Origin of the sequence: Methylobacterium sp. Leaf99, from assembly GCF_001422375.1 — a bacterium.
Classification (GTDB): domain Bacteria; phylum Pseudomonadota; class Alphaproteobacteria; order Rhizobiales; family Beijerinckiaceae; genus Methylobacterium.
Genome location: NZ_LMMU01000007.1, coordinates 878,923 through 900,365 on the forward strand (window position 1 = coordinate 878,923; position 21,443 = coordinate 900,365).

The following is a 21,443-nucleotide window of genomic DNA, read 5'->3' on the forward strand; positions in this document are numbered from 1 at the left end:
CGGACACACCAAGCGAGATCTCAGCGCAGGGCGCGCTCGGCGGCCTCGATTCGCAGGAGAATGTCGGCGAAGGCATCGGGAATATCGGCGGCGGGCCGCGCTTCGTAGACATTCCGCAGGCCACCGGCGAGGCTGGCGACGATGTGGGGCGCGAGGTCGTGCCGTTGCGGCCGGGCCCCGCCCTCGTGGTCGTGCGGGACGGAAAGCGTCCCCTCCCCGCCCCCGCGTTGGCTCTGCATCGGCATGACGACCCCGCTTCGGTAGTGTTAAGGAATCGTGCTCGACCCGGCCTCGGCGGGCAATCCGTCACGGCCGGGTCGGGGACCGTTTCCGGCTCGGTGTGTCTCGGCGGTCACGCGCCCGTGACCGCCGCCACGATCTCACCGGGGGTCGACAGCTCCAGGGCCGGCCCCGTCTCCCGAAGGGCTTCGATGCGGGTATAGCCCCAGGCCACGGCGGCGAAATCGCAGCCCGCCGTGCGAGCCGCGTCGTGGTCGCGGATTTCGTCTCCGACGTAGAGGACGGTGTCGGGCGCGACGCCGGCGGCACGGATCAGGGCGCGCAGGCGCTTGCCCTTGCCGAACAGGGAGGCGCCGCAGGCATGGTGGCGGAAGCGCCGGGCGTCCGGACCCAGCACGGCGTCGATGTTGGTCCGCGTGTTGGAGCTGACGAGGGCGAGCGGCATCCCCATGGCGTCGAGTTCGGCCAGCACATCCCGGATGCCGGGGAACACCGGAATGTCGGCGATGTCGCGCGCCGCGAGCCCGTGCATGTGCCGGCTGATGAAGGGCAGCTTCCAGGGGGCGATGCCGAGGTGGCGAACGATGCCGGCGGCATCCAGGCCGCGCAGGAGTTCCGTCTCGTGGGGGGCGATCCGGGCGAAGCGGTAGCGGTCGGCCACCCCGTCGATGACGCGGGTGAACCACGGGAAGCTGTCCGCGAGGGTTCCGTCGAAATCGAACGCCACGAGGCGATAGGGCCGCATGCTCACGCGGTCAGGTTGGCGGCCGGAACGGCGAGGCGCATCACGAGGCCGGCGGCATCCCAATCGTGCTCCAGGGTGCCGTCGAGTTGGCCGGCGACGCTGCGCTCGGCCAGGACGGTGCCGAACCCGCGCCGGGTCGGAGGCCCGGAGACGGCCGGTCCGCCGGATTCGGCCCAGACGAGCTCGTAGGTCTCGCCGTCGCGGCGCCCGGTGAGCCGCACGGTCCCGGCCTCCGTGGACAGGGCGCCATACTTCATGGCGTTGGTGGCCTGCTCGTGCATGATCAGGGCGAACGCCGTGGCCGAGCGGTCGCCGACGGCGATGTCGTCGCCGTGCAGCACGATGCGCTCGCGGCCATCCTGAACGTAGGCCGCCATGATCAGGCGCATGAGGCCGAACAGGGTCTGGCCCTGCACCTTGGGGGCGCTCGCGGGCGAATGCGGACGGACGTATTCGTGCGCGTTGGCAAGGGCGCCGAGGCGCTCGCGAAAGGCGGCGACGAAGGGACGGGCCGCCGGATCGGTGCGGGCCGACAGGGCCGCGATGCCTTCGACCACGGCGAAGATGTTCTTGATGCGGTGCGAGAGCTCCTTGATCAGCAGGTCGCGGGCTTCCTCGGCCCGCTTGCGCTCGCGCAGGTCGCGGGTGACCGTGGCGTAGCCGATCAGCGCACCGCGCGTGTCGTGCACGGGAAACACGCTGTACAGGACCGGAATCCCCTCCCCCGTCCCGAAGTGCCGGAAAGCGAGCTCCCCCTCCCACCAGCCGTCCCGCCGCACGGTGGGCAGCACGGTCCCGGTCACGGTCGGCTGGCATTCGGGCATGAAGTAGTCGGGCACGGTGGTGCGGAGGGCCGCGTCGGCATCGGCGAGGCCGACCAGCCGGCGGCCGGCCGCATTGATATGGAGGATTTGGCCGTCCTCGTCGGCGATGCCGATGAAGTCCTTGGAATGCTCGACGATGGCCGCGAGCTTGCGCGCCGCTTCCTCGGCGCGCTTCAGGTCCTCGATATCCGTACAGGTGCCGAACCAGCGCTCGATGCGGCCCTCGGCATCGCGCAGGGGCATCGCCCGTCCGAGGGTCCAGCGGTAGATCCCGGTGTGGTGGCGCAGGCGGTACTCGACCTCGTAGGGATCGCCGGTCGCGAGGCTGTGGCGCCATCGGGTCCAGGCGCGCTCCTGATCGTCGGGGTGGAACATGCCGTTCCAGCCCTCGCCATCCGTGGAGCCGTAGGGCACGCCGGTGAACGCGTACCAGCGGTCGTTGTAGAAGTCGTGGAAGCCGTCGGGTCGCGTGGTCCACACCATCTGGGGCATGGCACCGGTCATGACGCGGAAGCGGCGCTCGCTCGCGGCGAGATCCGCCTCGCGCACGGCGACCGCCTCGCGGGCCTGGCGCAGCTCGATGAGGGTGGCGACTTGGCGCGCCAGGGCTTCGAGGGTCTCCGTCTGAACCGAGGTCAGCCCGTCCGGCCGGGCGACCCGGTCGAGGACGCACAGGCTTCCCAAGGGCAGGCCGCCCTGGGAGCGGATGACGGCACCGGCGTAGAAGCGCAGGCGATGCTCGCCGACGACGAGGAGATTGTCGGCCGTGCGCGGATCGGCGGTGAGGTCCGGGATCACCAGGAGCGGACCGTTCCGCATGGCATGCGCACAGATGGACACGGTGCGCGGCGTCTCGGACGGTTCGAAGCCGAGGCGCGCCTTGAACCACTGGCGCGTCTCGTCGACCAGGCTGATCAGGACGACGGGGGCGGCGCAGACCACCGCGGCGATGCGGACGAGGTCGTCGTAGGCCGGGTCCCGGCCGGTATCGAGGATCTTGGCGTCGCGAAGGGCTTCGAGCCGTTCGGCCTCGGTCCAGTCGGCACCCGGGCCATCGCAGGAAGTGATCGCGGTCAAAAGCAGGAGTCCTCGTCGGCGTGTTCAGATAGGGCGCCTGACGAATCCGTCAAAGTTCGATCCGCAACGATGGCCGTGCTTCCCTGCCCGATCGTATCATATCCGGCGCCCGATATCGGTTCGGGCGCCGGATGCGGCCGCGCGGGACGGCCTTCGCGTCAGGCTATTTCCGCCTCAGGCGGCCGTCGCGTCAGGCAGCCCGGGCGCCGGACCGGACCGGATAGTCGATGTAGCCCTCCGGTCCCTGGCTGTACCAGGTCTTCTGCTCGTCCTTGTTGAGGGGGGCACCCTCGATCAGGCGGGCGGGCAGGTCGGGGTTGGCGATGAACGGCCGGCCGAACGCGATGGCGTCGGCTTGTCCGGCATCGAGCACGGCCTGGGCCTTCGGGCCGTCATAGTCCGAATTCAGCACCAGGGGACCGTCGAAGGCCGCCTTGATGGTCGGGGCGACGGGGGCGTGGTTCGAGGTGCCGAAGGTGCCCTCGGGGCCCGGCTCACGCAGTTCGAGGAAGGCGATGCCGATCTCCGACAGGGCGGCGGCGGCGGCACCGAACAGGGCATCGGGGTCGGAATCGTCGACGCCCTGGATGGCGCCGTTGGGGGAGAGGCGCACGCCCGTGCGGTCGGCCCCGATGGCATCGGCGACGGTCCGGGTCACTTCGGTCAGGAGACGGACACGGTTCTCGATGGACCCGCCGTAGCGATCGTCCCGGAAATTGGAGCCGTCGCGCAGGAATTGGTCGATGAGGTAGCCGTTGGCCGCGTGGATCTGCACGCCGTCGAAGCCGGCCGCGATGGCGTTGCGGGCGGCCCGATCGTAATCGGCCAGGAGGCGCGGAATCTCCGCGACGGGGAGTGCGCGCGCCTCGGCATAGGGCTTCTTGCCCGCATAGGTGTGGGCGGCATCCGGCGCCGTCGTGGCCGAGGCCGAGATCGGCTTGGCGCCGTCGAGGAAGTCGGGATGGACGATGCGGCCCATGTGCCAGAGCTGGCAGACGATGCGTCCGCCGGCGTCGTGCACGGCCTTCACGATGGGCTTCCAGGCAGCGACCTGCTCGTCGGACCAGATGCCCGGGGCGTAGGGCCAGCCGAGGCCCTCCTGGCTGATGCCGGTGGCCTCGGTGATGATGAGGCCGGCCTCGGCGCGCTGGGTGTAATACTCCACCATGATGGGCGTCGGCACGTGGGCGCGGGTGGCGCGGCCGCGGGTGAGCGGGGCCATGAAGATGCGGTTCTTGGCTTCGATCGCGCCGATGCGGATCGGGTCGGACAGGCTCGGCATTGCGGGCTCTCGCGTTGTTTCAAGGACGAACGGAAGCGCGCTGCACCGTTCGGACGCAGCGGCTTCGAGAGCCGTAATTGGATTGCGCGCGATACGATGTCAGGGGCGGCGCCGCGCGGGCCCGCCATGCCGGTGCGGCATCGCACATTTCGGTTTGCGCCGGAGCCTTCGACGAAAGAAGGGGCCGGAACCTCGCGGCTCCGACCCCCTTCGCGGCACGTGCTCCGGTCGAGTGCCTCAGTAGTGGGCCAGGACCGCCAGGAGCAGCAGGGCGATGATGTTGGTGATCTTGATCGCCGGGTTCACGGCGGGGCCGGCAGTGTCCTTGTAGGGGTCGCCGACGGTGTCGCCCGTCACCGCCGCCTTGTGGGCCTCCGAGCCCTTGCCGCCGTGGTGCCCGTCCTCGATGTACTTCTTGGCGTTGTCCCAGGCGCCGCCGCCCGACGTCATCGAGATCGCGACGTAGAGGCCCGTGAGGATCACGCCGAGCAGCGAGGCGCCCACGGTGGCGAAGGCCTGGTTCTTGCCGGCGATGGCCTGGATTGCGAAGAACAGAACGATGGGCGACAGCACCGGCAGGAGCGAGGGCAGGATCATCTCCTTGATCGCCGCGCGGGTGAGCATGTCGACGGCCCGGCCGTAATCCGGCCGGTCGGTCCCGAGCATGATTCCGGGCTTCTCCCGGAACTGACGGCGGACCTCCTCCACCACGGCGCCGGCGGCGCGGCCCACCGCCGTCATCGCCATGCCGCTGAACAGGAACGGGATCAGGCCGCCGAGCAGCAGGCCGACGACGACGTAGGGGTTGGACAGGGAGAAATCGACGGTGACGCCCTGGAAGAACCGGTACTGGGTCGGGCTGGCATTGGCGATGAAGTAGTTCAGGTCCGAGGTGTAGGCGGCGAACAGCACCAGGGCGCCGAGGCCGGCCGAGCCGATGGCGTAGCCCTTGGTCACCGCCTTGGTGGTGTTGCCCACGGCATCCAGGGCGTCCGTGGACTTGCGGACCTCCGGCGGCAGGCCCGCCATCTCGGCGATGCCGCCGGCATTGTCCGTGACGGGACCGAAGGCGTCGAGGGCCACGATGAAGCCCGCCAGCGCCAGCATGGCGGTGACCGCGATGGCGATGCCGAACAGGCCCGCCAGCGAATGGGTGGCGATGATGCCCGCCACGATGACGAGGGCCGGCAGGGCCGTCGATTCGAGGGAGACGGCCAGCCCCTGGATCACGTTGGTGCCGTGGCCCGTCACCGAGGCGTCGGCGATGGATTTGACCGGGCGGAAGTTGGTGCCGGTGTAGTACTCGGTGATCACCACGATGAGGGCCGTGATGACGAGGCCGATGACGGCGCAGCCGAGCAGGCCGCCGGAGGTGAAGCTCACCCCCGCATTGGTGGTGAAGGTGGTCGAGAAGCTGCCGAACAGGGCGAAATTCACCAGCGCGATGGCGCCGATGGAGAGGGCGCCGGCGGTGATCAGGCCCTTGTAGAGGGCCCCCATGATCGACTGGTTGGCCCCGAGCCGGACGGCGTAGGTGCCCGCGATGGAGGTGAGGATGCAGGCCGAGCCGATGGCGAGGGGATAGAGCAGCATCGCTTCCAGCACGTTGCGGCCGGCCACGTCCGTCTGCCCGGCGAAGAAGATCGCCGCCAGCACCATGGTGGCGACCACGGTCACCGCGTAGGTCTCGAACAGGTCCGCGGCCATGCCGGCGCAGTCGCCGACATTGTCGCCGACGTTGTCGGCGATGGTGGCGGGGTTGCGCGGATCGTCCTCGGGAATCCCGGCCTCGACCTTGCCGACGAGGTCGCCGCCGACATCGGCGCCCTTGGTGAAGATGCCGCCGCCGAGGCGCGCGAAGATCGAGATGAGCGAGGCGCCGAAGCCGAGGGCCACGAGGGCGTCGATGACCTCGCGGCTCGCCGGAGCCAGCCCGGCGATGCGGGTGAGGTAGCCGTAATAGAGGGCGACGCCGAGCAGGGCGAGGCCGGCGACGAACATGCCGGTGACGGCGCCCGACTTGAACGCCACGTCGAGGCCCGCGCCGAGCGACGTCGAGGCGGCCTGGGCCGTGCGGACGTTGGCCCGCACCGACACGTTCATGCCGATGAAGCCGGCCGCACCCGAGAGCACCGCGCCGATGAGGAAGCCGATGGCGACCTTGAGGCCGAGGAAGAAGGCGAGGGCCACGAACAGGACCAGCCCGACGACCGCGATGGTGGCGTATTGGCGGCGCAGGTAGGCCTGGGCGCCCTCGGCGATGGCCCCGGCGATCTCCTGCATGCGCTGGGTGCCGGCGTCGCGGCGCATGACGTCGTTGATCGTGACGATGCCGTAGGCGACGGCGCAGAGCCCGCCCAGGATGATCAGCAGCAATGCGGTCATTCGTACCGTCCTTGGGTGATCGCGAGATGATCCCTCAACCGTCGGGCTCGGCCTGCCGCGTGCTCCGGCCTGCGTCGTCCCTGGCACGCCCTGGGACGTGACGCCCGATGGTGTGATCGCATTCCTCCCCGGAATTGCCCTCCTTGAGTGCCAAACTTCGCCGTAAAGCGCAAACGTCCGATGGCGTTTTAGGCTGCGGATATTTGTGCGCCGCACCATCGCGTCAAGATTCGGCGGGACCTCACCTGTTTTCGGCAGGTTTCGGCCGGCGCGGCGGGACGGGGATGGCTGCCCGCGGCGCGCGGAACTTATGAAATTCTGGGATTCGGGGCGCGGCCGCCGTCACGGCCGGCGCGCCAGGCGAGGCGGGCCGCCTCCAGGCCCCAGACCATCCCGAGCATCATGTAGACGTGGCGCCACTTCTCGACGTCGATCTGGAATGCCTGGAGGAAGAACATCAGCAGGGCCGGCCACACGATCTGCGCGTGGCGGCGGAACGGGGTGTCCTGACTCATGAGGCGGAAGCCGACGAAACCGGTGACCAGCACGAGGCCGATGAACACCACGCCGCCGACCCAGCCGCCATTGGCGAAGCTGCCGATGTAGGAATTGTGCGGCTCGAGGCCGAAATTCAGGCGCCAGCGCAGGGGCCCCATCCCGAGGGGATCGTCGATGAGCATGCCGATGCCGCGGATCTGGTTGCCGAAGCGGCCGGTCTCGCCCCCGTCGTAATCCTGTGAGAGCGAGGCGCGCTTGGAGAACATCTCCGCCGTGTCGCCGATGGAGAGCAGGCCGACGATGGCCAGCACCGTGCCGGCGGCGGCCACCGCCGTCAGCCCGACGATGCGCCGGCGCAACGCCACCGACCGGCTCGACCGATGGATGGTGAAGATCATCAGCCCGGCGGCGATGAGGGAGCCGCCCCAGGACCCGCGCGAGAACGACAGGAAGATGCCCGCCACGATGACGAGCAGCATGGCGAGGGACACGAGCGGCCTGCGGGCGTTGCCGACGAGCAGCCCGTGCATGAGATAGAGGGCGCCGAGGGTCAGGAACGAGCCGAACACGTTCGGGTCCTGGAAGGTGCCCGATGCCCGCCCGTACTTGTAGAACAGGTCTTCCGTGGGGATGTAGCCGAAGTACCCGACGATGCCGAAGGCGCTGGATAGCAGGCAGCTCGCCACGTAGGTCTTCAGGGCGAGCTCCATGCGCGCCAGGGTGTCGTCGGCGAACAGCATGGCGAAGAACACGCCGGTGATCGCCAGATAGGCGAGCTGAACCGTCCAGGCGACGGAGAGCGGCTGATCGAGATACGGCATCAGGGCGACGCCGATGGCCGCGACGTAGATCACGAGGAGGCCGACGAAGGGCACCAGGCCGCGATGCAGGCGCAGGCCGAGGCACAGCCAGAGCAGGATCGTCGGAATCGCGACGATGTCGTAGGGCGAGGTGTCGGAGAAGGCGAAGCACGCGAAGAAGATGAACGCGACGAGGAGCAGGGTCGCGAAGCCCCGGACCGCCGACAGGATCGGCACATTGGCCCAGGCCCCGGCCTGCCAGCGCGACGGGCGGAGCGCGATCGTGGACGCCATCGTACTGACCACTCCGGCGGACCGCCGGGCAGTCCGTTCCTCAGGCGGGCATCAGACGCCGGATTGATTGAGATTTCGAGAAGGCATGCGGCCTCGTCAGGCGAGGGCCTTTACGCGGGCGCGGAACTGGTCGCCGCGATCCTCGAAGCTCCTGAACTGGTCGTAGGAGGCGCAGGCGGGAGAGAGCAGGACCACGGGCTCGGACGCCGGGGACCGGGCCGCCGCGTCCGCCGCCGCGCGGGTCGCGACGTCGAGGGTGCCGCAGCGGGTGTAGGGCACCCGGCCGTCCAGGGTGGCGGCGAAGGCGTCGCTTGCCGCGCCGATGAGGTAGGCGTGGGCGACCCGGCCGAACAGCGGCACGAGGGATTCGATGCCACCCGCCTTGGCCTTGCCGCCGAGGATCCAGTGGATGTCGTGGAAGGCCGTGAGGGCCTTCTCCGTCGAATCGGCGTTGGTCGCCTTGGAATCGTTGACGAACAGGGCGCGGCCGCGGCGGCCGACCTCCTCCATGCGGTGGGGCAGGCCGGGGAAGGTCCTCAGGCCGGCCAGGATGGACTCGGCGTCGAGGCCGAGGGACCGGACCACGGCGATGGCCACGGCGGCGTTCTGCCAGTTGTGGGCGCCGCGCAGGGTGCCGATTCCGTCGAGGTCGGCGATGCGCGCGCCGTCCGCCTCGAACACGGCACCGTCGCGGGCGGCCAGGCCGCCCTCGGGACTCGTCGCCCCGACATGCACACGGACGAGGGCGCCGGTGACCGATTCGGCGATGGCACGGCTCGGCGCGTCGTCGATGCCGACGACGGCGAGGTCCGATCCCGCGATCAGGCGCGCCTTGATGCCGGCGTAGAGCGCCAGGGTGCCGTGTCGGTCGAGGTGATCGGGGGTGACGTTGAGGAGCACGCCGACGCTGGGATCGAGGGACGGCGTCAGGTCGATCTGGAACGAGGACAGCTCGATGACGTGGATGCGGTCCGGCGCCGGCGGCGCCAGGGACAGGATGGCGGTGCCGATGTTGCCGCCCATCTGCACGTCGCGGCCGGCCCGGGCCAGGATATGGGCGACGAGGGCCGTGGTGGTCGATTTGCCGTTGGTGCCCGTGATGGCGACGAAGGGTGCGCCCGGCGCGATCCTGGCCCGCTCGCGGCAGAACAGCTCGATGTCGCCGATGATCTCGATGCCGGCGGCCCGCGCCTTGTCCACGGTCCAGTGCGGAGCCGGGTGGGTCAGCGGCACGCCGGGGGCCAGGACGAGGGCGGCGAACTCCGACCAGTCGGTGTCGCGCAGATCCGAGACGGTGAAGCCCTGCTCGCGCGCCCGCGCCGCACTGTCGGGGCTGTCGTCCCAGGCGAGCACGTCGGCCCCGCCCGCCCGCAGCGCCTTCAGGGTGGCGAGGCCGGAGCCGCCGAGGCCGAACAGGGCGACCTTGCGCCCGGCGAAGGTGGTGACGGGCGTCATCAGCGCAGCTTCAGGGTGGCGAGGCCGGCGAGCGCCAGGATGACGGCGATGATCCAGAACCGGATCACGACCTGCGGCTCCTTCCAGCCCTTCTGCTCGAAATGGTGATGGATCGGCGCCATGCGGAAGACGCGCTTGCCCGTGAGCTTGAACGAGGCGACCTGGATGATCACCGACATCATCTCCAGCACGAACAGGCCGCCGACGATGGCGAGGACGATCTCGTGCTTGGTGGCCACCGCGACGGTGCCGAGCAGGCCGCCGAGGGCGAGGGAGCCGGTGTCGCCCATGAAGATCTGGGCGGGGGGCGCGTTGAACCACAGGAACCCGAGCCCCGCCCCGATCACCGCGCCGCAGACCACGGCGAGCTCGCCGGTGTCGCGGACGTAGTTCACCTGGAGGTAGCCGGCCGTGAAGACGTTGCCGACGAGGTAGGCGATGACCCCGAAGGTGCCGCAGGCGATCATCACCGGCACGATGGCGAGGCCGTCGAGGCCGTCGGTCATGTTCACGGCGTTGCCGGCGCCGACGATGACGAAGGCGGCGAACAGCACGTAGAACCAGCCGAGGTTCAGGAGCGCGTCCTTGAACACCGGAAACGCGAGGTGGTTCTGCAGGGCGGCCGGCGAGTAGACCGCGATGACCGTGCAGGCGGCGAGGGCGATGGCGGCCTCCAGCAGGAGGCGGAAGCGGCCCGAAAAACCCTTGTGCGACTGCTTCGTCACCTTGAGGTAGTCGTCGTAGAAGCCGATGGCGCCGAACCCCAGGGTCACGGCGAGCACCACCCAGACGTAGTGGTTGCGCGGGTTGGCCCAGAGCAGGATCGCCACGATGGCGCCGGCCAGGATCATCAGTCCGCCCATGGTCGGCGTGCCGCGCTTGGTCAGCAGGTGGGATTGCGGCCCGTCCTCGCGGATGGGCTGGCCCTTGCCCTGGCGCAGGCGCAGGAGCGAGATGATCAGCGGCCCGAACCAGAACACGAACAGGCCCGCCGTGAACAGCGCGCCGCCGGTGCGGAAGGTGATGTAGCGGAAGACGTTGAGCGGCGACAGCGTGCCGCTCAGGTCCGACAGGAGATACAGCATCCAGCACCCGGCCGCGGTTTTCGAGGAGCGTTTCCGGGCATGCGCGGCCGCGGGCCACGTCGTCCCGGCCGTATGCCGGCGGTCCTAGCGTGCGATCGCCTGAACCGGGTCGGCTTGTCCCGGATTCGCGTACCGGGCTTTGAGCGCTTCGACAATCCGGCCCATGCGGATGCTGTTGGAGCCCTTCACCATCACGGCGTCGCCGGCCCGCAGGGTGGCGAGGATCGGATCGAGGAGTTCGCCCGAGGTCGCCGCGCAGGTTCCGCGCCGGCTCAGGGGCAGGGCCTCGAACAGGTGGCGCATGAGCGGGCCGGCGGTGAAGACGAGGTCGACCCCCGCCGTCTCGACGGCGGCGGCGAGGTCGCGGTGATGGGTCTCGCCGGCGGCGCCGAGTTCCAGCATGTCGCCGAGGACGGCGATGCGGCGGCCCCGGGGCCCGGTCTCGATGGCCGACAGGGTGGCGAGGGCCGCCCGGATGGAGGCCGGGTTGGCGTTGTAGCTCTCATCGACGAGGAAGGCTTCGCCCTCCCCGATCCGCAGGGCCGTGCGCTCGCCGCGCCCCACGGGCGGCCGCAGGGCGGCCAGCGACAGGGCCGCGAGGGCGAGGTCGGCCCCCAGGGCATGGACCACCGCCATGACGCCGAGCGAATTCATCGCCGTGTGCCGGCCCGGCGTGCCGAGCTGGTAGGTCACCGGAATGCCCATCACCGTCGCGTCGACCACGGAGAGGTCGGGCCGCAGGACGATCCGCAGGGCCCGGACATCGGCGTCCGGGTGCTCGCCGAAGGTGACGACCCGGCCGGCCTTGGACGCCTGCGCATGGGCCAGCAACCGCGAAAAACTCGGGTTGTCGCGGTTGAGGATGGCGGTGCCGCCGGGGCGCAGCCCCGAGAAGATCTCACCCTTGGCGTCGGCGATGGCCGAGAGCGAGGCGAAATGCTCGATGTGCACCGGCTCGACGGTGGTCACCAGGGCGATGTCGGGCCGGACCATGGCGGCGAGCGGCACGATCTCGCGCGCGTGGTTCATGCCGATCTCGAACACGCCATACGCGGCGTCCGCCGGCATCCGCGCCAGGGTGAGGGGCACCCCCCAATGGTTGTTGTAGGACGCGATGGAGGCGTGGGTGCGCCCCTGCGCCGACAGGACGTGGCGCAGGGCCTCCTTGGTGCCGGTCTTGCCGACGGACCCGGTCACCGCGACGATGCCGGCTCGGGTACGGGCGCGGGCGGCGAGACCGAGGGCCCGCATGGCGTCGAGGACGGGGTCGTCGCCCGGCCCCGAGACGGCCAGCACCGCGCCGGCGCCGGCGAAGTCCCCGGCGCGCTCGTCCGCGACGACGGCCGCGCCGGCCCCGCGGGACAGGGCGTCACGGACGAAGTCGTGGCCGTCGCGGGCCTCGCCGCGAATGGCAAAGAACAGGTCGCCGGGCTGCAGGCTGCGGGTGTCGATGGACGCCCCCCCGATGGGCTTCGGGATGCCGTGAAGGGTCCCGCCTGTGGCGGTCCGGAGGGCGTCGGGTGTCCAGAGGGGCGCGTCGGAAACAGAGTGAGTCATGCCGCGCGCTCCGCGATGGCAGCCCGGAGCACGTCGTGATCCGAGTAGGGCAGGACGGTTGTGCCGACGATCTGGCCGGTTTCATGGCCCTTGCCGGCCACCACGAGGACGTCGCCGGGGGACAGGGCCCGGACGGCTGTGCGGATCGCCTCGGCACGGTCGCCGATCTCCGTCGCATCCGGCGCGGCGGCCAGGATCTCGGCGCGGATCGCCGCCGGGTTCTCCGAGCGCGGGTTGTCGTCGGTGACGATGGTCCAGTCGGCGGCCTTGGCCGCGATGGCGCCCATGATCGGGCGCTTGCCCCGGTCGCGGTCGCCGCCGCAGCCGAAGACGCAGACGAGGCGCCCCGTCGCGAACGGCCGAAGCGCCGTCAGCACCCCCTCGAGGGCCTCGGGCTTGTGGGCGTAATCGACGAGGCAGAGGGCGCCGTTGGCTTCGCCGATCCGCTCCATCCGGCCCGGCACGCCGGTGAGGTGTTCGAGCGCCGCGATGACGCCGGCCGGATCGGCCGCGCCGGCCGGCGTCGCCAGGGCGAGACCTGCGGCGAGCAGGGCGTTCTCGATCTGGAAGCCGCCCACGAGGGGCAGGCGCAAATCGTACTCGGCCGGTCCGTCGGGACCGGGGGCGATGAGCCGGAGATGCTGACAGAACCCCTCCGTGCGCGCCGCGACGAGCCGAACCGTCTCGCCGGCCGACCCCGTGGTGCGCAGGCTCAGGCCGCGGGCCAGGGCGGCGGCGATGACCACCTTGGCGTAGGCGCCGTCGGCGTTGACCACCGCCGGGATGCCGGGCCGGGCCAGGGTCGTGAACAGGCGCAGCTTGGCCGCGAGGTAGTCGTCGAGGGTGGCGTGGTAGTCGAGGTGATCGCGCCCGAGGTTGGTGAAGCCGACGGCGGAGAGTTCGACGCCGTCGAGGCGGCGCTGCTCGATGCCGTGCGAGGACGCCTCCATGGCGAGATCCTCGATGCCGTCCTCGGCGAGTCGCGCGAGGGTCGCGTGCAGGGTCACGGGGTCCGGCGTCGTGAGCGAGCCGTAGGTGGCGCCCCGGTTGGTGACGATGCCCACCGTGCCGAGGCTCGCGGACTCGCGACCCAGCCGCGACAGGATCTGCCGGACGAAATCCGTGACCGAACTCTTGCCGCTGGTGCCGGTGACGGCGATCACGCGCGCCGGCTGGCGGCCCGAGAACCGCCGCGCCGCAAGTGCCAGGCTGCGTCGCACATCGCCGACGGCGACGTAGGGGAACGCCGGGTCGAGGCCGTCCGGTCGCGCGCCCTCCCCCACCACCGCGACGGCGCCCGCCGCGGCGGCTCCGGCGGCGAAGCGGCGCCCGTCTGCAACGGTGCCGGGCACCGCCACGAACACGAAGCCGGGTTCGACTTTTCGCGAGTCCGCCGTCAAGCCGGAGACCGGCGTCGCATCGCCGGCGGCCTCCGGGAACAGTTGCCCGAGGGTGGCCCCGCTCATCGCCCGTCCACCTGGGTGGCGTGGTAGGCGCCGAGCTTGACCATGAGGGGGAACGGCTTCACCGGCGGGTCGAATTGCGGCGGCAGGCCGAGGATCGGGGCGACGCGCTCGATGACGCGGCCGGTGACCACGCCCGAGTTCCAGGCGGCGGTGGCGTAGCCGCCCGATTCCGGCAGGCCCTGCGGCTCGTCCATGATGGTGACGAAGAGGTACTTTGGGCTGTTCATGGGTGCGGCGGCCATGAAGGTGGTGAACAGGCGGTTCTTGACGTAGCGGCCGTGGATCACCTTCTCGGCGGTGCCGGTCTTGCCGCCGACGTAGTAGAGCGGGATCGACGCCTTCTTGGCCGAGCCCTCGACGGCGTTGAGGCGCATGATGAAGCGCATGGCCTCGCTGGTCTCGGGCTTCAGCACCCGGGTCGCCTTCTTCAGGGCCTCGGCCTCGGTGGTCTTGAGGAAGGTCGGCACGATGAGGTTGCCGCCGTTGGTGATGGCACCCACCGCCGCCGCCGCCTGGAGCGGCGCCACCGCGAGGCCGTGGCCGAACGCGATGGTGATGGTGTTGATCTCGGTCCAGCGCGAGGGAACGATGGGCTCGGCGCTCTCGGGCAGCTCCGTCCGCATGCGGTCGGTGAGGCCCATTTTCTTCAGGAACGCCCTGTGGCCGGGGACGCCGATGCCCAGCGCCATCTTGGCCGAGCCGATGTTGGAGGAGTGCGTGAACACCTCCGGCATGGTGATGGTGCGGTTGGTGCCGTGATACTCGTGGATCTTCTGCCGGCCCCAGTGCAGGACGCCGCCGCGCGTGTCGAAGGTCGAGTTGACGTTGTACTTGCCGGAATCGAGGGCCATGGCGAGGGTCATCGCCTTGAAGGTCGAGCCCATCTCGTAGACGCCGACGTTCATGCGGTTGATGCGGTCCGCCGAAAGGGCGTCGGCCGGATCGTTGGGGTCGAAATCCGGCAGGGAGGCCAGGGCGATCACCTCGCCGGTGGTCACGTCGAGGATCATGCCGGCGGCGGCCTTGGCCTTGAAGTGATCGACGCCCCAGGCGAGTTCGTCGCGGAGCGCAAACTGCGCCCGCAGATCGATGGAGAGCTGAACCGGCTTGAGGTCGGTCTGCTTCGCCACGAGGCCGAACTCGTTGAGGGCCTTGTTGCCCTGGGTGTCAATGTACTTCTCGATGCCGGCGATGCCGAGGTTGTCGAGGTTGGTGATGCCGATGATATGGGCGGCCGCGACCCCGTTCGGGTAGACGCGCTTGTGGTCGGGCAGGAAGCCGATGCCCGGAATGCCGAGGCGGTGGACCTCGGCCTGCTGCTTCGGGGTGATCTCGCGCTTCACCCACACGAACCCCTTCTCCTTGCCCGTCGATCCGACGCGGGCCGAGAGCTTGGTGCGCAGGTCGTTGGCGTTGAGCTGGGGCAGGACGGCGGTGAGCAGTTCCACCGCCTCGTCCTTGTCGACGATGTTGCGCGGCTCGGCGAAGACCGAGACCGTGCGGATGTCGGTGGCCAGGATCTCGCCGTTGCGGTCGACGATGTCGGGACGGATCGCCGTGGTGGCGGAGGCGGCGACGCGCTTGTCGGAATTGTCCGTCTCGGGGAACGCCGCGAGATAGACGAGGCGCACGCCGATGGTCATGAACACGGCGGCGAAGCCGAGGCCCACGAGGCCGACGCGGGCGTAGCTGCGCTCGATGGCGAGGTGGAACATCGCCCGGATGAGGGCGAGGGCCCGGTTCGCGCGCGGCGCCGGGGCTTCGACTTCGGGATGCTGCATCGACTCGGCCTCGGGCGGGGCGGCGTCCGAAAAAACGTCTTGCGACACGGGTGCTACCTCGAAGCCGTGGTCGGGGTCTTTGTCGGGGTCTTGGTGGTCGTCGTCGTCGTGCGGGTGGTGACGGTGCGGGTCGTGACCGAGCCGGTGGTGCGCGGCTCGTTGGCGCCGGGCTTCTCCTTCGGGGTCGCGGTGGCCGCGAGCAGGCGGCCGATCTCGTCGCCGCGGTCGGGCCGCGCCGGAAGGTCGGCGAGGCGCCCGAGATGCGCCGTGCCGATGGGCTCCAGGGCCAGGTGGCGTGCCACCGCCGCCTGGAGCCGGTCGGGCCGGGTCAGCAGCTGCCACTCGGCGCGCAGGACCGCGATGGCCTGGCGCTCGCGGTGGAGCTGGCTGCGCGCCTTCGAGACCTGGCCGGCCTGATACAGCGTGTCGTACTTGATCGAGTAGGCGTAGATCGCCGAGCCGATGAGGCCGAGGACGGCGAGGACGTTCAGCAGACGGATCACCGGCGTGCGCTCCTGCCCGTCCGCTCCGGCAGGGCCGCGAGGGTCTCGATGGCGGCCAGGGGCGCGGGCGCGGGCGCGTCCGTGCGTTCCACCGCGCGCAGCTTGGCCGAACGGGCGCGCGGGTTGGCGAAGGTCTCGGAATCGGAGGGCAGCACGGGTCCCTTGGTCACGGCCGTGAAGCTGCGGGGGGCCGGCGCCACGAGGCTCGGCAGGTGGCGCGAGCCCTGCGCCGCCCGGCCGCTGCGGGCCGAGAAGAACTGCTTGACGATGCGGTCTTCCAGGGAATGGAACGTCACGACGGCGAGGCGCCCGCCGGGCCGCAGGATGCGCTCGGCGGCGTGCAGGGCCTGGACGAGCTCGCCGAGCTCGTCGTTCACCGCGATGCGCAGGCCCTGGAAGGTCCGCGTCGCCGGGTTGATGCCGCTCGCCGGATCGGCCCAGACCACGCTCGCCACCACTTCGGCCAAGGCCGCCGTGGTCTCGATCCGGCCCTTGCGGCGCGCCTCGACAATGGCGCGGGCGACGGCCCGCGAGCGGCGCTCCTCGCCGTAATGGTAGATGATGTCGGCGAGGTCGGCTTCCTCGGCGTCGTTGACGATGTCGGCGGCGCTGCGCCCGGCGCGCTCCATCCGCATGTCGAGGGGGCCGTCGTGGCGGAACGAGAAGCCGCGCTCGGCCTGGTCGATCTGCATGGACGACACGCCGATATCGAGGACGACGGCATCGGCCTGGGCCCGGCCGGCCTCGCGCACGCAGGCGTCGAGGCCGCCGAAGCGGCCCGGCACCAGGGTGAGGCGCCCGTGCGCGGACGCGACCAGGGGCGCGCCGCCCGCGATGGCGCCCGGATCGCGGTCGATGCCGAGAACCTGGATGGCGGGGTCGGCGCCGAGCATGGCGCGGGTGTAGCCGCCGGCCCCGAAGGTGCCGTCCACGGCGAGCGTCCGGCCCGGCAGGTCGAGGGCGGCCAGGACTTCGGCGAGCAGGACCGGGACATGCGGCGCCCCGTCGTTCGCGGGTCTGGCCTCGCGCACGCGCTTCATCGCCCGACCTCGGCGGCACGCGGGCGGAACGGCGGAAACGGGCGCGTCGGGGACGCGACGGGGATGGAGCCGCGCATGCGTCCCTTCCAAGAGCCTGGGCCGCCTCGGAGCGGCGCGGAGAGACGGGACATCGCCGGATCGGCCTGGAGCGCGACCGCTCGCCTGGACACCGCCACGACCGTGTCGGGCTGTGTCCGTCGATCCGAAAATCGCCGTTGACGGGATGAATCGGGGTACCATGGGCCTCTGAGCGCCGTCAACGAACGGGGCCGCAACGCATTGGCCCCGTCCGATCAGACCTCAGCAAGGTTAACCGAGGGTAAGTTTTTTGCCGCGTCGTGATCGTGCGGTCGCTGTTCGTTCGGGTCTACTGCGAAGTGGATCAGTCGGCCTTTAAGCCGGGTTCTGTAGGGCCCGGATGCCTCGCGGCACCCTGACGTGGCGGCCATTCCTCTGGGACGATCGTTGCCGATGCGCCTCGAGCAACCAACCCGGGCGACGGGCCTGGAGAGAAGCCTGGCGGGCCGCGAGGCCCGCCGTGTCGCCCCTATTCGGTCTTGCTCCCGGTGGGGTTTGCCGTGCCGTCCGCGTTGCCGCGTCCGCGGTGCGCTCTTACCGCACCCTTTCACCCTTACCCGGCGTGAAGCCGGGCGGTCTGCTCTCTGTGGCACTGTCCCTGGGGTCGCCCCCGCCGGACGTTATCCGGCACCGTCTCTCCATGGAGCCCGGACTTTCCTCCCCGGACGCGAGGTCCGGAGCGGCCGCCCGGCCGACTGATCCGGCGCGGATGTGCGCTGCGGATCGCCGCGCGGTCAAGCGCCCGGCTGCCCCCCGACACGCCATGCCGGGATTTTCGGCGGCCGATTGCGCGGTCGGACCCGAGTGCTCATTCTCTGGGATGGGCGGCGGCCGCGCTCAGGCGGCGCCCCTCGACGCAGATAGGAGGTGACCATGGCGAAGGACGAGACGGCGTGGACGCTGGAGAAAGTTCAGGAATTGCGGACCCTGGCCCGCGAGCGGGTTCCGATCTCGGTGATCAGCCTGCGGCTCAAGCGGCCAATCGAGGCCGTGTCGGCCAAGCTCGCCGAGCCCGGCATCACGCCGGCCCCGGAGCCCGGCGGCGACTGAATCCGGGGTCCCGCGGGGCCGCCGGCCCCGCGGGGTTGGGGCGGACTACCAGGAACCGGTGTTCTCCATGGAGACCCACGGCTCCTGCGGCGGCTTGGCCTCGCCCTTCTGCAGCAGCTCGATGGAGATCCCGTCGGGCGACTTCACGAAGGCCATGTTGCCGTCGCGGGGCGGCCGGTTGATGGTGATCCCGGCCGCCTGCAGCTTGGCGCAGAACGCATAGATGTCGTCGACCTCGTAGGCGAGGTGGCCGAAATTGCGTCCGCCCGAATAGGTCTCCGGGTCCCAGTTGTGGGTCAGCTCGATCACCGGCGCCTGGGTCTCGCGCGCCGTCGCCGCGTCGCCGGGGGCGGCGAGGAACACGAGGGTGAAGCGACCCTTTTCGTTGTCGATGCGGCGAACCTCCGTCAGCCCGAACGTGTCGACGTAGAAGGCGAGCGCCCGGTCGAGGTCGGCCACGCGGACCATGGTGTGCAGAAAACGCATCGTCGTGAACTCTCCTGAGGGTGCGGCCTATGTGGTGGCCGGGCGAGCCCCGTCAACGGCCGGTCCCTTCGTCCCCCCCTCGGCGGGCGCGCGTTGCGCCCGGACTCGAAGCGCTTCAAGAAGACCTGCGACAGGCGAGGCATCCATGCGCACCGACACCCCGATCCCGATCCGGCTCGCCGATTACCGCCCGAGCGACCACCTCGTTGACCGGGTCGCCCTCGACATCCGGCTGCATCCGCACGCGACGGAGGTGAGCGCGACCCTGAACCTCCGGCCCAATCCGGCCGGCCGCGCGGGGGCCGAACTGCTGCTCGATGGCGAGGACCTGACGCTGCTCTCCGTTGAGCTCGACGGGGTCGCCCTCGCGCCGGACGCCTACCGGGTGACGGAGACCGCCCTCACCCTGGCGCAGCCGCCCCGGGACCCCTTCACCCTGACCATCCGCACGCGGATCGATCCCACGGCCAACACCCGGCTCATGGGCCTGTACCGCTCGAACGGCGTCTACTGCACGCAATGCGAAGCCGACGGCTTCCGGCGCATCACCTATTTCCTCGACCGCCCCGACGTGATGGCCGTCTACACCACGCGCATCGAAGCCGATCGGACGGAAGCCCCCGTGCTCCTGGGCAACGGCAACCCCGTCGCGGCCGGGGATGCGGGGCCGGGCCGGCACTACGCCGTCTGGCACGATCCCCACCCGAAGCCCGCCTACCTGTTCGCCCTCGTCGGCGGGCGCCTCGACCGGCTCGGCGGCCGGTTCACCACCAGCGAGGGCCGCGCCGTCACCCTCGGCATCTACGTCGAGCCCGGCAAGGCGGAGCGGGCCGCCTACGCCCTCGACGCCGTCGTGCGCTCCATGGCCTGGGACGAGACCGCCTTCGGCCGGGCCTACGACCTCGACGTGTTCAACGTGGTCGCCGTGTCGGACTTCAACATGGGGGCGATGGAGAACAAGGGCCTCAACATCTTCAACGACCGCTACGTCCTCGCGAGCCCGGAGACCGCCACCGACGCCGACTACGCCGCCATCGAGGCGATCATCGCCCACGAGTATTTCCACAACTGGTCCGGCAATCGCGTCACCTGCCGGGACTGGTTCCAGCTCTGCCTGAAGGAAGGGCTGACGGTCTTCCGCGATCAGGAATTCTCGTCGGACATGCGCTCCCGGGCGGTGCACCGCATCGGCGAGGTCCGCACCCTGCGCGCCCGCCAGTTCCCCGAGGATGCCGGCCCCCTGGCCCATCCCGTTCGCCCGCAGCAATACGCCGAGATCAACAACTTCTACACGGCCACCGTCTACGAGAAGGGCGCCGAGATCGTGCGGATGCTGCGCACGCTTCTGGGCGCGGACACGTTCGCCCGGGGCATGGACCGCTATTTTGCAGACTGCGACGGCACGGCGGCGACGGTGGAGGATTTCCTCGCCGCCTTCGCCACCGTCTCGGGACGCGACCTCGCCGCCTTCGCACGCTGGTACGAGCGGCCCGGCACCCCGATGGTCACCGTCGAGGGCGAACACGACCCCGTCGCCCGGACCCGGACCCTGCGGTTTCACCAGGCGCTGGAGGGGAACTCCGAATCCCCCCTCGTCATTCCCGTGGCCCTCGGCCTCGTCGGCCCGCACGGGGTGATCGACGACGCCGTCTGCGAGCGGGTCCGGGACGGCGTCTTCGTGCTGGAGCGGGCCAGCGACACCATCACGTTCACGGACGTCCCCGCCGCTGCGGTCCCGTCCCTGTTCCGGGGGTTCTCGGCGCCGGTGCGCATGGTGACGGCGGCGACGGATGCCGACCGCCTCGTCCTCCTGGCGCACGACACCGATCCGTTCAACCGGTGGCAGGCGGCGCAGGACGTCGCCATGGCACGCCTCGTCGCCGAATCCCGGTCCGCGGTCTCGGACGCGGCGGATGACGGCCTCGTCGCGGCCCTGGCGACGTTCCTCGACGGGGAGGCTTTGTCCGACCCGGCCTATGCCGCCCTCGTGCTGACGCCGCCGAGCGAGGGGGACATCGCCGACGCCCTCGGCCGGGACATCGACCCCGACGCGATCCACCGCGCCCGCAGCCATCTGCGCCGTCGCCTCGGGCAGGGCCTCCACGACCGCCTGATCCACCTGCGCGCGACGTTGGCCGACCGGCCCGGCACGCCGTTCTCGCCCGATGCCGCCTCGGCCGGACGCCGGGCCCTGCGCAACGTCGCCCTCGACCTCATCGCGGCCGCCGATCCGCGGGCCGGTGGCGACCTCGCCCTGGCGCAGATCGAGGCGGCAACGACCATGACCGATCGTCTCGCCGCCCTCGCGGTCCTGGCGCAGATTCCGGGCCCGGCCCGCGAAGCCGCCCTCGCGGCCTTCGCGGAGCGCTACGCCGACGAGCCCCTCGTCCTCGACAAGTGGTTCGCGATCCAGGCCACCATCCCGGAAGACACCACCCTCGCCCGCGTCCGCGGACTCCAGGCCCATCCGGCCTTCGCCATGACCAATCCGAATCGGGTGCGATCCCTCATCGGCAGTTTCAGCGTCGGCAATCCGACCCAGTTCAACCGGCCGGACGGGGCCGGCTTCGAGCTCGTCGCCGAGACGGTCGCGAGCCTCGACGGCACCAATCCGCAGATCGCGGCCAGGCTGCTCACGGGGTTCGGTTCGTGGCGGATGCTGGAGCCGGAACGGCGAGCCAAGGCGGAACAAGCACTTAGCGCCATCGGCGCCCGCACGGGCCTGTCCCGCGACGTGGCGGACATCGTCGGGCGTATGACGAAATTCTGACAAGCCGCTGATTTCGAACGACAATTT

Annotated in this window: 16 protein-coding genes and 1 other RNA gene; 2 read left to right on the forward strand and 15 right to left on the reverse strand. The window is 70.5% G+C overall.

What is annotated here, in order from left to right:
• Positions 1 to 20 precede the first annotated feature (20 nt).
• The 14 genes from ASF28_RS14960 to rnpB all read right to left on the reverse strand — a co-directional run bounded on the left by ASF28_RS14960 (position 21) and on the right by rnpB (position 17,809).
• Positions 21 to 245 (reverse strand): hypothetical protein, encoded by a 225-nt coding sequence (locus tag ASF28_RS14960; RefSeq protein WP_056094006.1) that lies wholly within the window; start codon positions 243 to 245, stop codon positions 21 to 23.
• A gap of 107 nt (positions 246 to 352) precedes the next feature.
• Positions 353 to 985, reverse strand: a complete 633-nt coding sequence (locus ASF28_RS14965) for an HAD-IA family hydrolase (protein ID WP_056094008.1) — start codon at positions 983 to 985, stop codon at positions 353 to 355.
• A gap of 2 nt (positions 986 to 987) precedes the next feature.
• Positions 988 to 2,886 (reverse strand): PAS domain S-box protein, encoded by a 1,899-nt coding sequence (locus ASF28_RS14970; protein WP_244475025.1) that lies wholly within the window; start codon positions 2,884 to 2,886, stop codon positions 988 to 990.
• A 190-nt stretch (positions 2,887 to 3,076) separates the two neighbouring features.
• Positions 3,077 to 4,168, reverse strand: a complete 1,092-nt coding sequence (locus tag ASF28_RS14975) for an alkene reductase (protein WP_056094014.1) — start codon at positions 4,166 to 4,168, stop codon at positions 3,077 to 3,079.
• Between the two features lie 237 nt (positions 4,169 to 4,405).
• Positions 4,406 to 6,553, reverse strand: a complete 2,148-nt coding sequence (locus tag ASF28_RS14980; RefSeq protein ID WP_056094016.1) for a sodium-translocating pyrophosphatase — start codon at positions 6,551 to 6,553, stop codon at positions 4,406 to 4,408.
• A gap of 308 nt (positions 6,554 to 6,861) precedes the next feature.
• A complete protein-coding gene (locus ASF28_RS14985) occupies positions 6,862 to 8,145 on the reverse strand; it encodes an O-antigen ligase family protein (RefSeq protein ID WP_056094018.1) in 1,284 nt (427 codons plus the stop codon).
• Positions 8,146 to 8,241: 96 nt separating this feature from the next.
• The gene (gene murD / locus ASF28_RS14990) at positions 8,242 to 9,600 is read right to left on the reverse strand and encodes a UDP-N-acetylmuramoyl-L-alanine--D-glutamate ligase (RefSeq protein ID WP_056094021.1); all 1,359 of its coding nucleotides are present in this window, start codon (positions 9,598 to 9,600) and stop codon (positions 8,242 to 8,244) included.
• A complete protein-coding gene (gene mraY / locus ASF28_RS14995; protein WP_056094024.1) occupies positions 9,600 to 10,685 on the reverse strand; it encodes a phospho-N-acetylmuramoyl-pentapeptide-transferase in 1,086 nt (361 codons plus the stop codon). The genes murD and mraY overlap by 1 nt, the downstream gene beginning before the upstream one ends.
• A gap of 84 nt (positions 10,686 to 10,769) precedes the next feature.
• Positions 10,770 to 12,242, reverse strand: a complete 1,473-nt coding sequence (locus tag ASF28_RS15000) for a UDP-N-acetylmuramoylalanyl-D-glutamyl-2,6-diaminopimelate--D-alanyl-D-alanine ligase (protein WP_056094027.1) — start codon at positions 12,240 to 12,242, stop codon at positions 10,770 to 10,772.
• The gene (locus tag ASF28_RS15005; protein WP_056094030.1) at positions 12,239 to 13,708 is read right to left on the reverse strand and encodes a UDP-N-acetylmuramoyl-L-alanyl-D-glutamate--2,6-diaminopimelate ligase; all 1,470 of its coding nucleotides are present in this window, start codon (positions 13,706 to 13,708) and stop codon (positions 12,239 to 12,241) included. Before ASF28_RS15005 ends, ASF28_RS15000 begins: the two co-directional genes overlap by 4 nt.
• Positions 13,705 to 15,489 (reverse strand): peptidoglycan D,D-transpeptidase FtsI family protein, encoded by a 1,785-nt coding sequence (locus ASF28_RS15010; protein WP_056094269.1) that lies wholly within the window; start codon positions 15,487 to 15,489, stop codon positions 13,705 to 13,707. Before ASF28_RS15010 ends, ASF28_RS15005 begins: the two co-directional genes overlap by 4 nt.
• Before the next feature lie 53 nt (positions 15,490 to 15,542).
• Positions 15,543 to 15,992, reverse strand: coding sequence for a cell division protein FtsL (gene ftsL, locus ASF28_RS15015; RefSeq protein WP_056094032.1), 450 nt, complete (start codon positions 15,990 to 15,992; stop codon positions 15,543 to 15,545).
• Positions 15,989 to 17,032: a 16S rRNA (cytosine(1402)-N(4))-methyltransferase RsmH gene (gene rsmH, locus ASF28_RS15020; RefSeq protein ID WP_056094035.1), complete on the reverse strand. Its 1,044-nt coding sequence runs from the start codon at positions 17,030 to 17,032 to the stop codon at positions 15,989 to 15,991. The genes ftsL and rsmH overlap by 4 nt, the downstream gene beginning before the upstream one ends.
• Positions 17,033 to 17,410: 378 nt before the next feature.
• Positions 17,411 to 17,809: RNase P RNA component class A (rnpB, locus tag ASF28_RS15060), an RNA gene on the reverse strand.
• A 174-nt stretch (positions 17,810 to 17,983) separates the two neighbouring features.
• Here rnpB and ASF28_RS23025 point away from each other — a divergent pair.
• Entirely contained in the window at positions 17,984 to 18,160 is a 177-nt protein-coding gene (locus ASF28_RS23025) for a hypothetical protein (RefSeq protein ID WP_200912680.1), read from the forward strand.
• A gap of 45 nt (positions 18,161 to 18,205) precedes the next feature.
• Here the strand turns inward: ASF28_RS23025 and gloA are convergent, their stop codons facing one another.
• Positions 18,206 to 18,646, reverse strand: a complete 441-nt coding sequence (gloA, locus tag ASF28_RS15025; RefSeq protein ID WP_056094038.1) for a lactoylglutathione lyase — start codon at positions 18,644 to 18,646, stop codon at positions 18,206 to 18,208.
• A gap of 145 nt (positions 18,647 to 18,791) precedes the next feature.
• Here gloA and pepN point away from each other — a divergent pair, with 145 nt between their 5' ends.
• A complete protein-coding gene (pepN, locus tag ASF28_RS15030; protein ID WP_056094041.1) occupies positions 18,792 to 21,416 on the forward strand; it encodes an aminopeptidase N in 2,625 nt (874 codons plus the stop codon).
• The last annotated feature ends 27 nt before the right edge of the window (positions 21,417 to 21,443 follow it).

Coding starts and splice junctions, on each gene's coding strand:
- murD (WP_056094021.1), bottom strand. CDS start 9,600: ATGACGCCCGTCACCACCTTCGCCGGGCGCAAGGTCGCCCTGTTCGGC.
- ASF28_RS23025 (WP_200912680.1), top strand. CDS start 17,984: ATGGCGAAGGACGAGACGGCGTGGACGCTGGAGAAAGTTCAGGAATTG.
- ASF28_RS15000 (WP_056094027.1), bottom strand. CDS start 12,242: ATGACTCACTCTGTTTCCGACGCGCCCCTCTGGACACCCGACGCCCTC.
- ASF28_RS14960 (WP_056094006.1), bottom strand. CDS start 245: ATGCCGATGCAGAGCCAACGCGGGGGCGGGGAGGGGACGCTTTCCGTC.
- ASF28_RS14985 (WP_056094018.1), bottom strand. CDS start 8,145: ATGGCGTCCACGATCGCGCTCCGCCCGTCGCGCTGGCAGGCCGGGGCC.
- ASF28_RS14975 (WP_056094014.1), bottom strand. CDS start 4,168: ATGCCGAGCCTGTCCGACCCGATCCGCATCGGCGCGATCGAAGCCAAG.
- ASF28_RS14965 (WP_056094008.1), bottom strand. CDS start 985: ATGCGGCCCTATCGCCTCGTGGCGTTCGATTTCGACGGAACCCTCGCG.
- ASF28_RS15005 (WP_056094030.1), bottom strand. CDS start 13,708: ATGAGCGGGGCCACCCTCGGGCAACTGTTCCCGGAGGCCGCCGGCGAT.
- ASF28_RS14980 (WP_056094016.1), bottom strand. CDS start 6,553: ATGACCGCATTGCTGCTGATCATCCTGGGCGGGCTCTGCGCCGTCGCC.
- gloA (WP_056094038.1), bottom strand. CDS start 18,646: ATGCGTTTTCTGCACACCATGGTCCGCGTGGCCGACCTCGACCGGGCG.
- mraY (WP_056094024.1), bottom strand. CDS start 10,685: ATGCTGTATCTCCTGTCGGACCTGAGCGGCACGCTGTCGCCGCTCAAC.
- pepN (WP_056094041.1), top strand. CDS start 18,792: ATGCGCACCGACACCCCGATCCCGATCCGGCTCGCCGATTACCGCCCG.
- ASF28_RS15010 (WP_056094269.1), bottom strand. CDS start 15,489: ATGCAGCATCCCGAAGTCGAAGCCCCGGCGCCGCGCGCGAACCGGGCC.
- rsmH (WP_056094035.1), bottom strand. CDS start 17,032: ATGAAGCGCGTGCGCGAGGCCAGACCCGCGAACGACGGGGCGCCGCAT.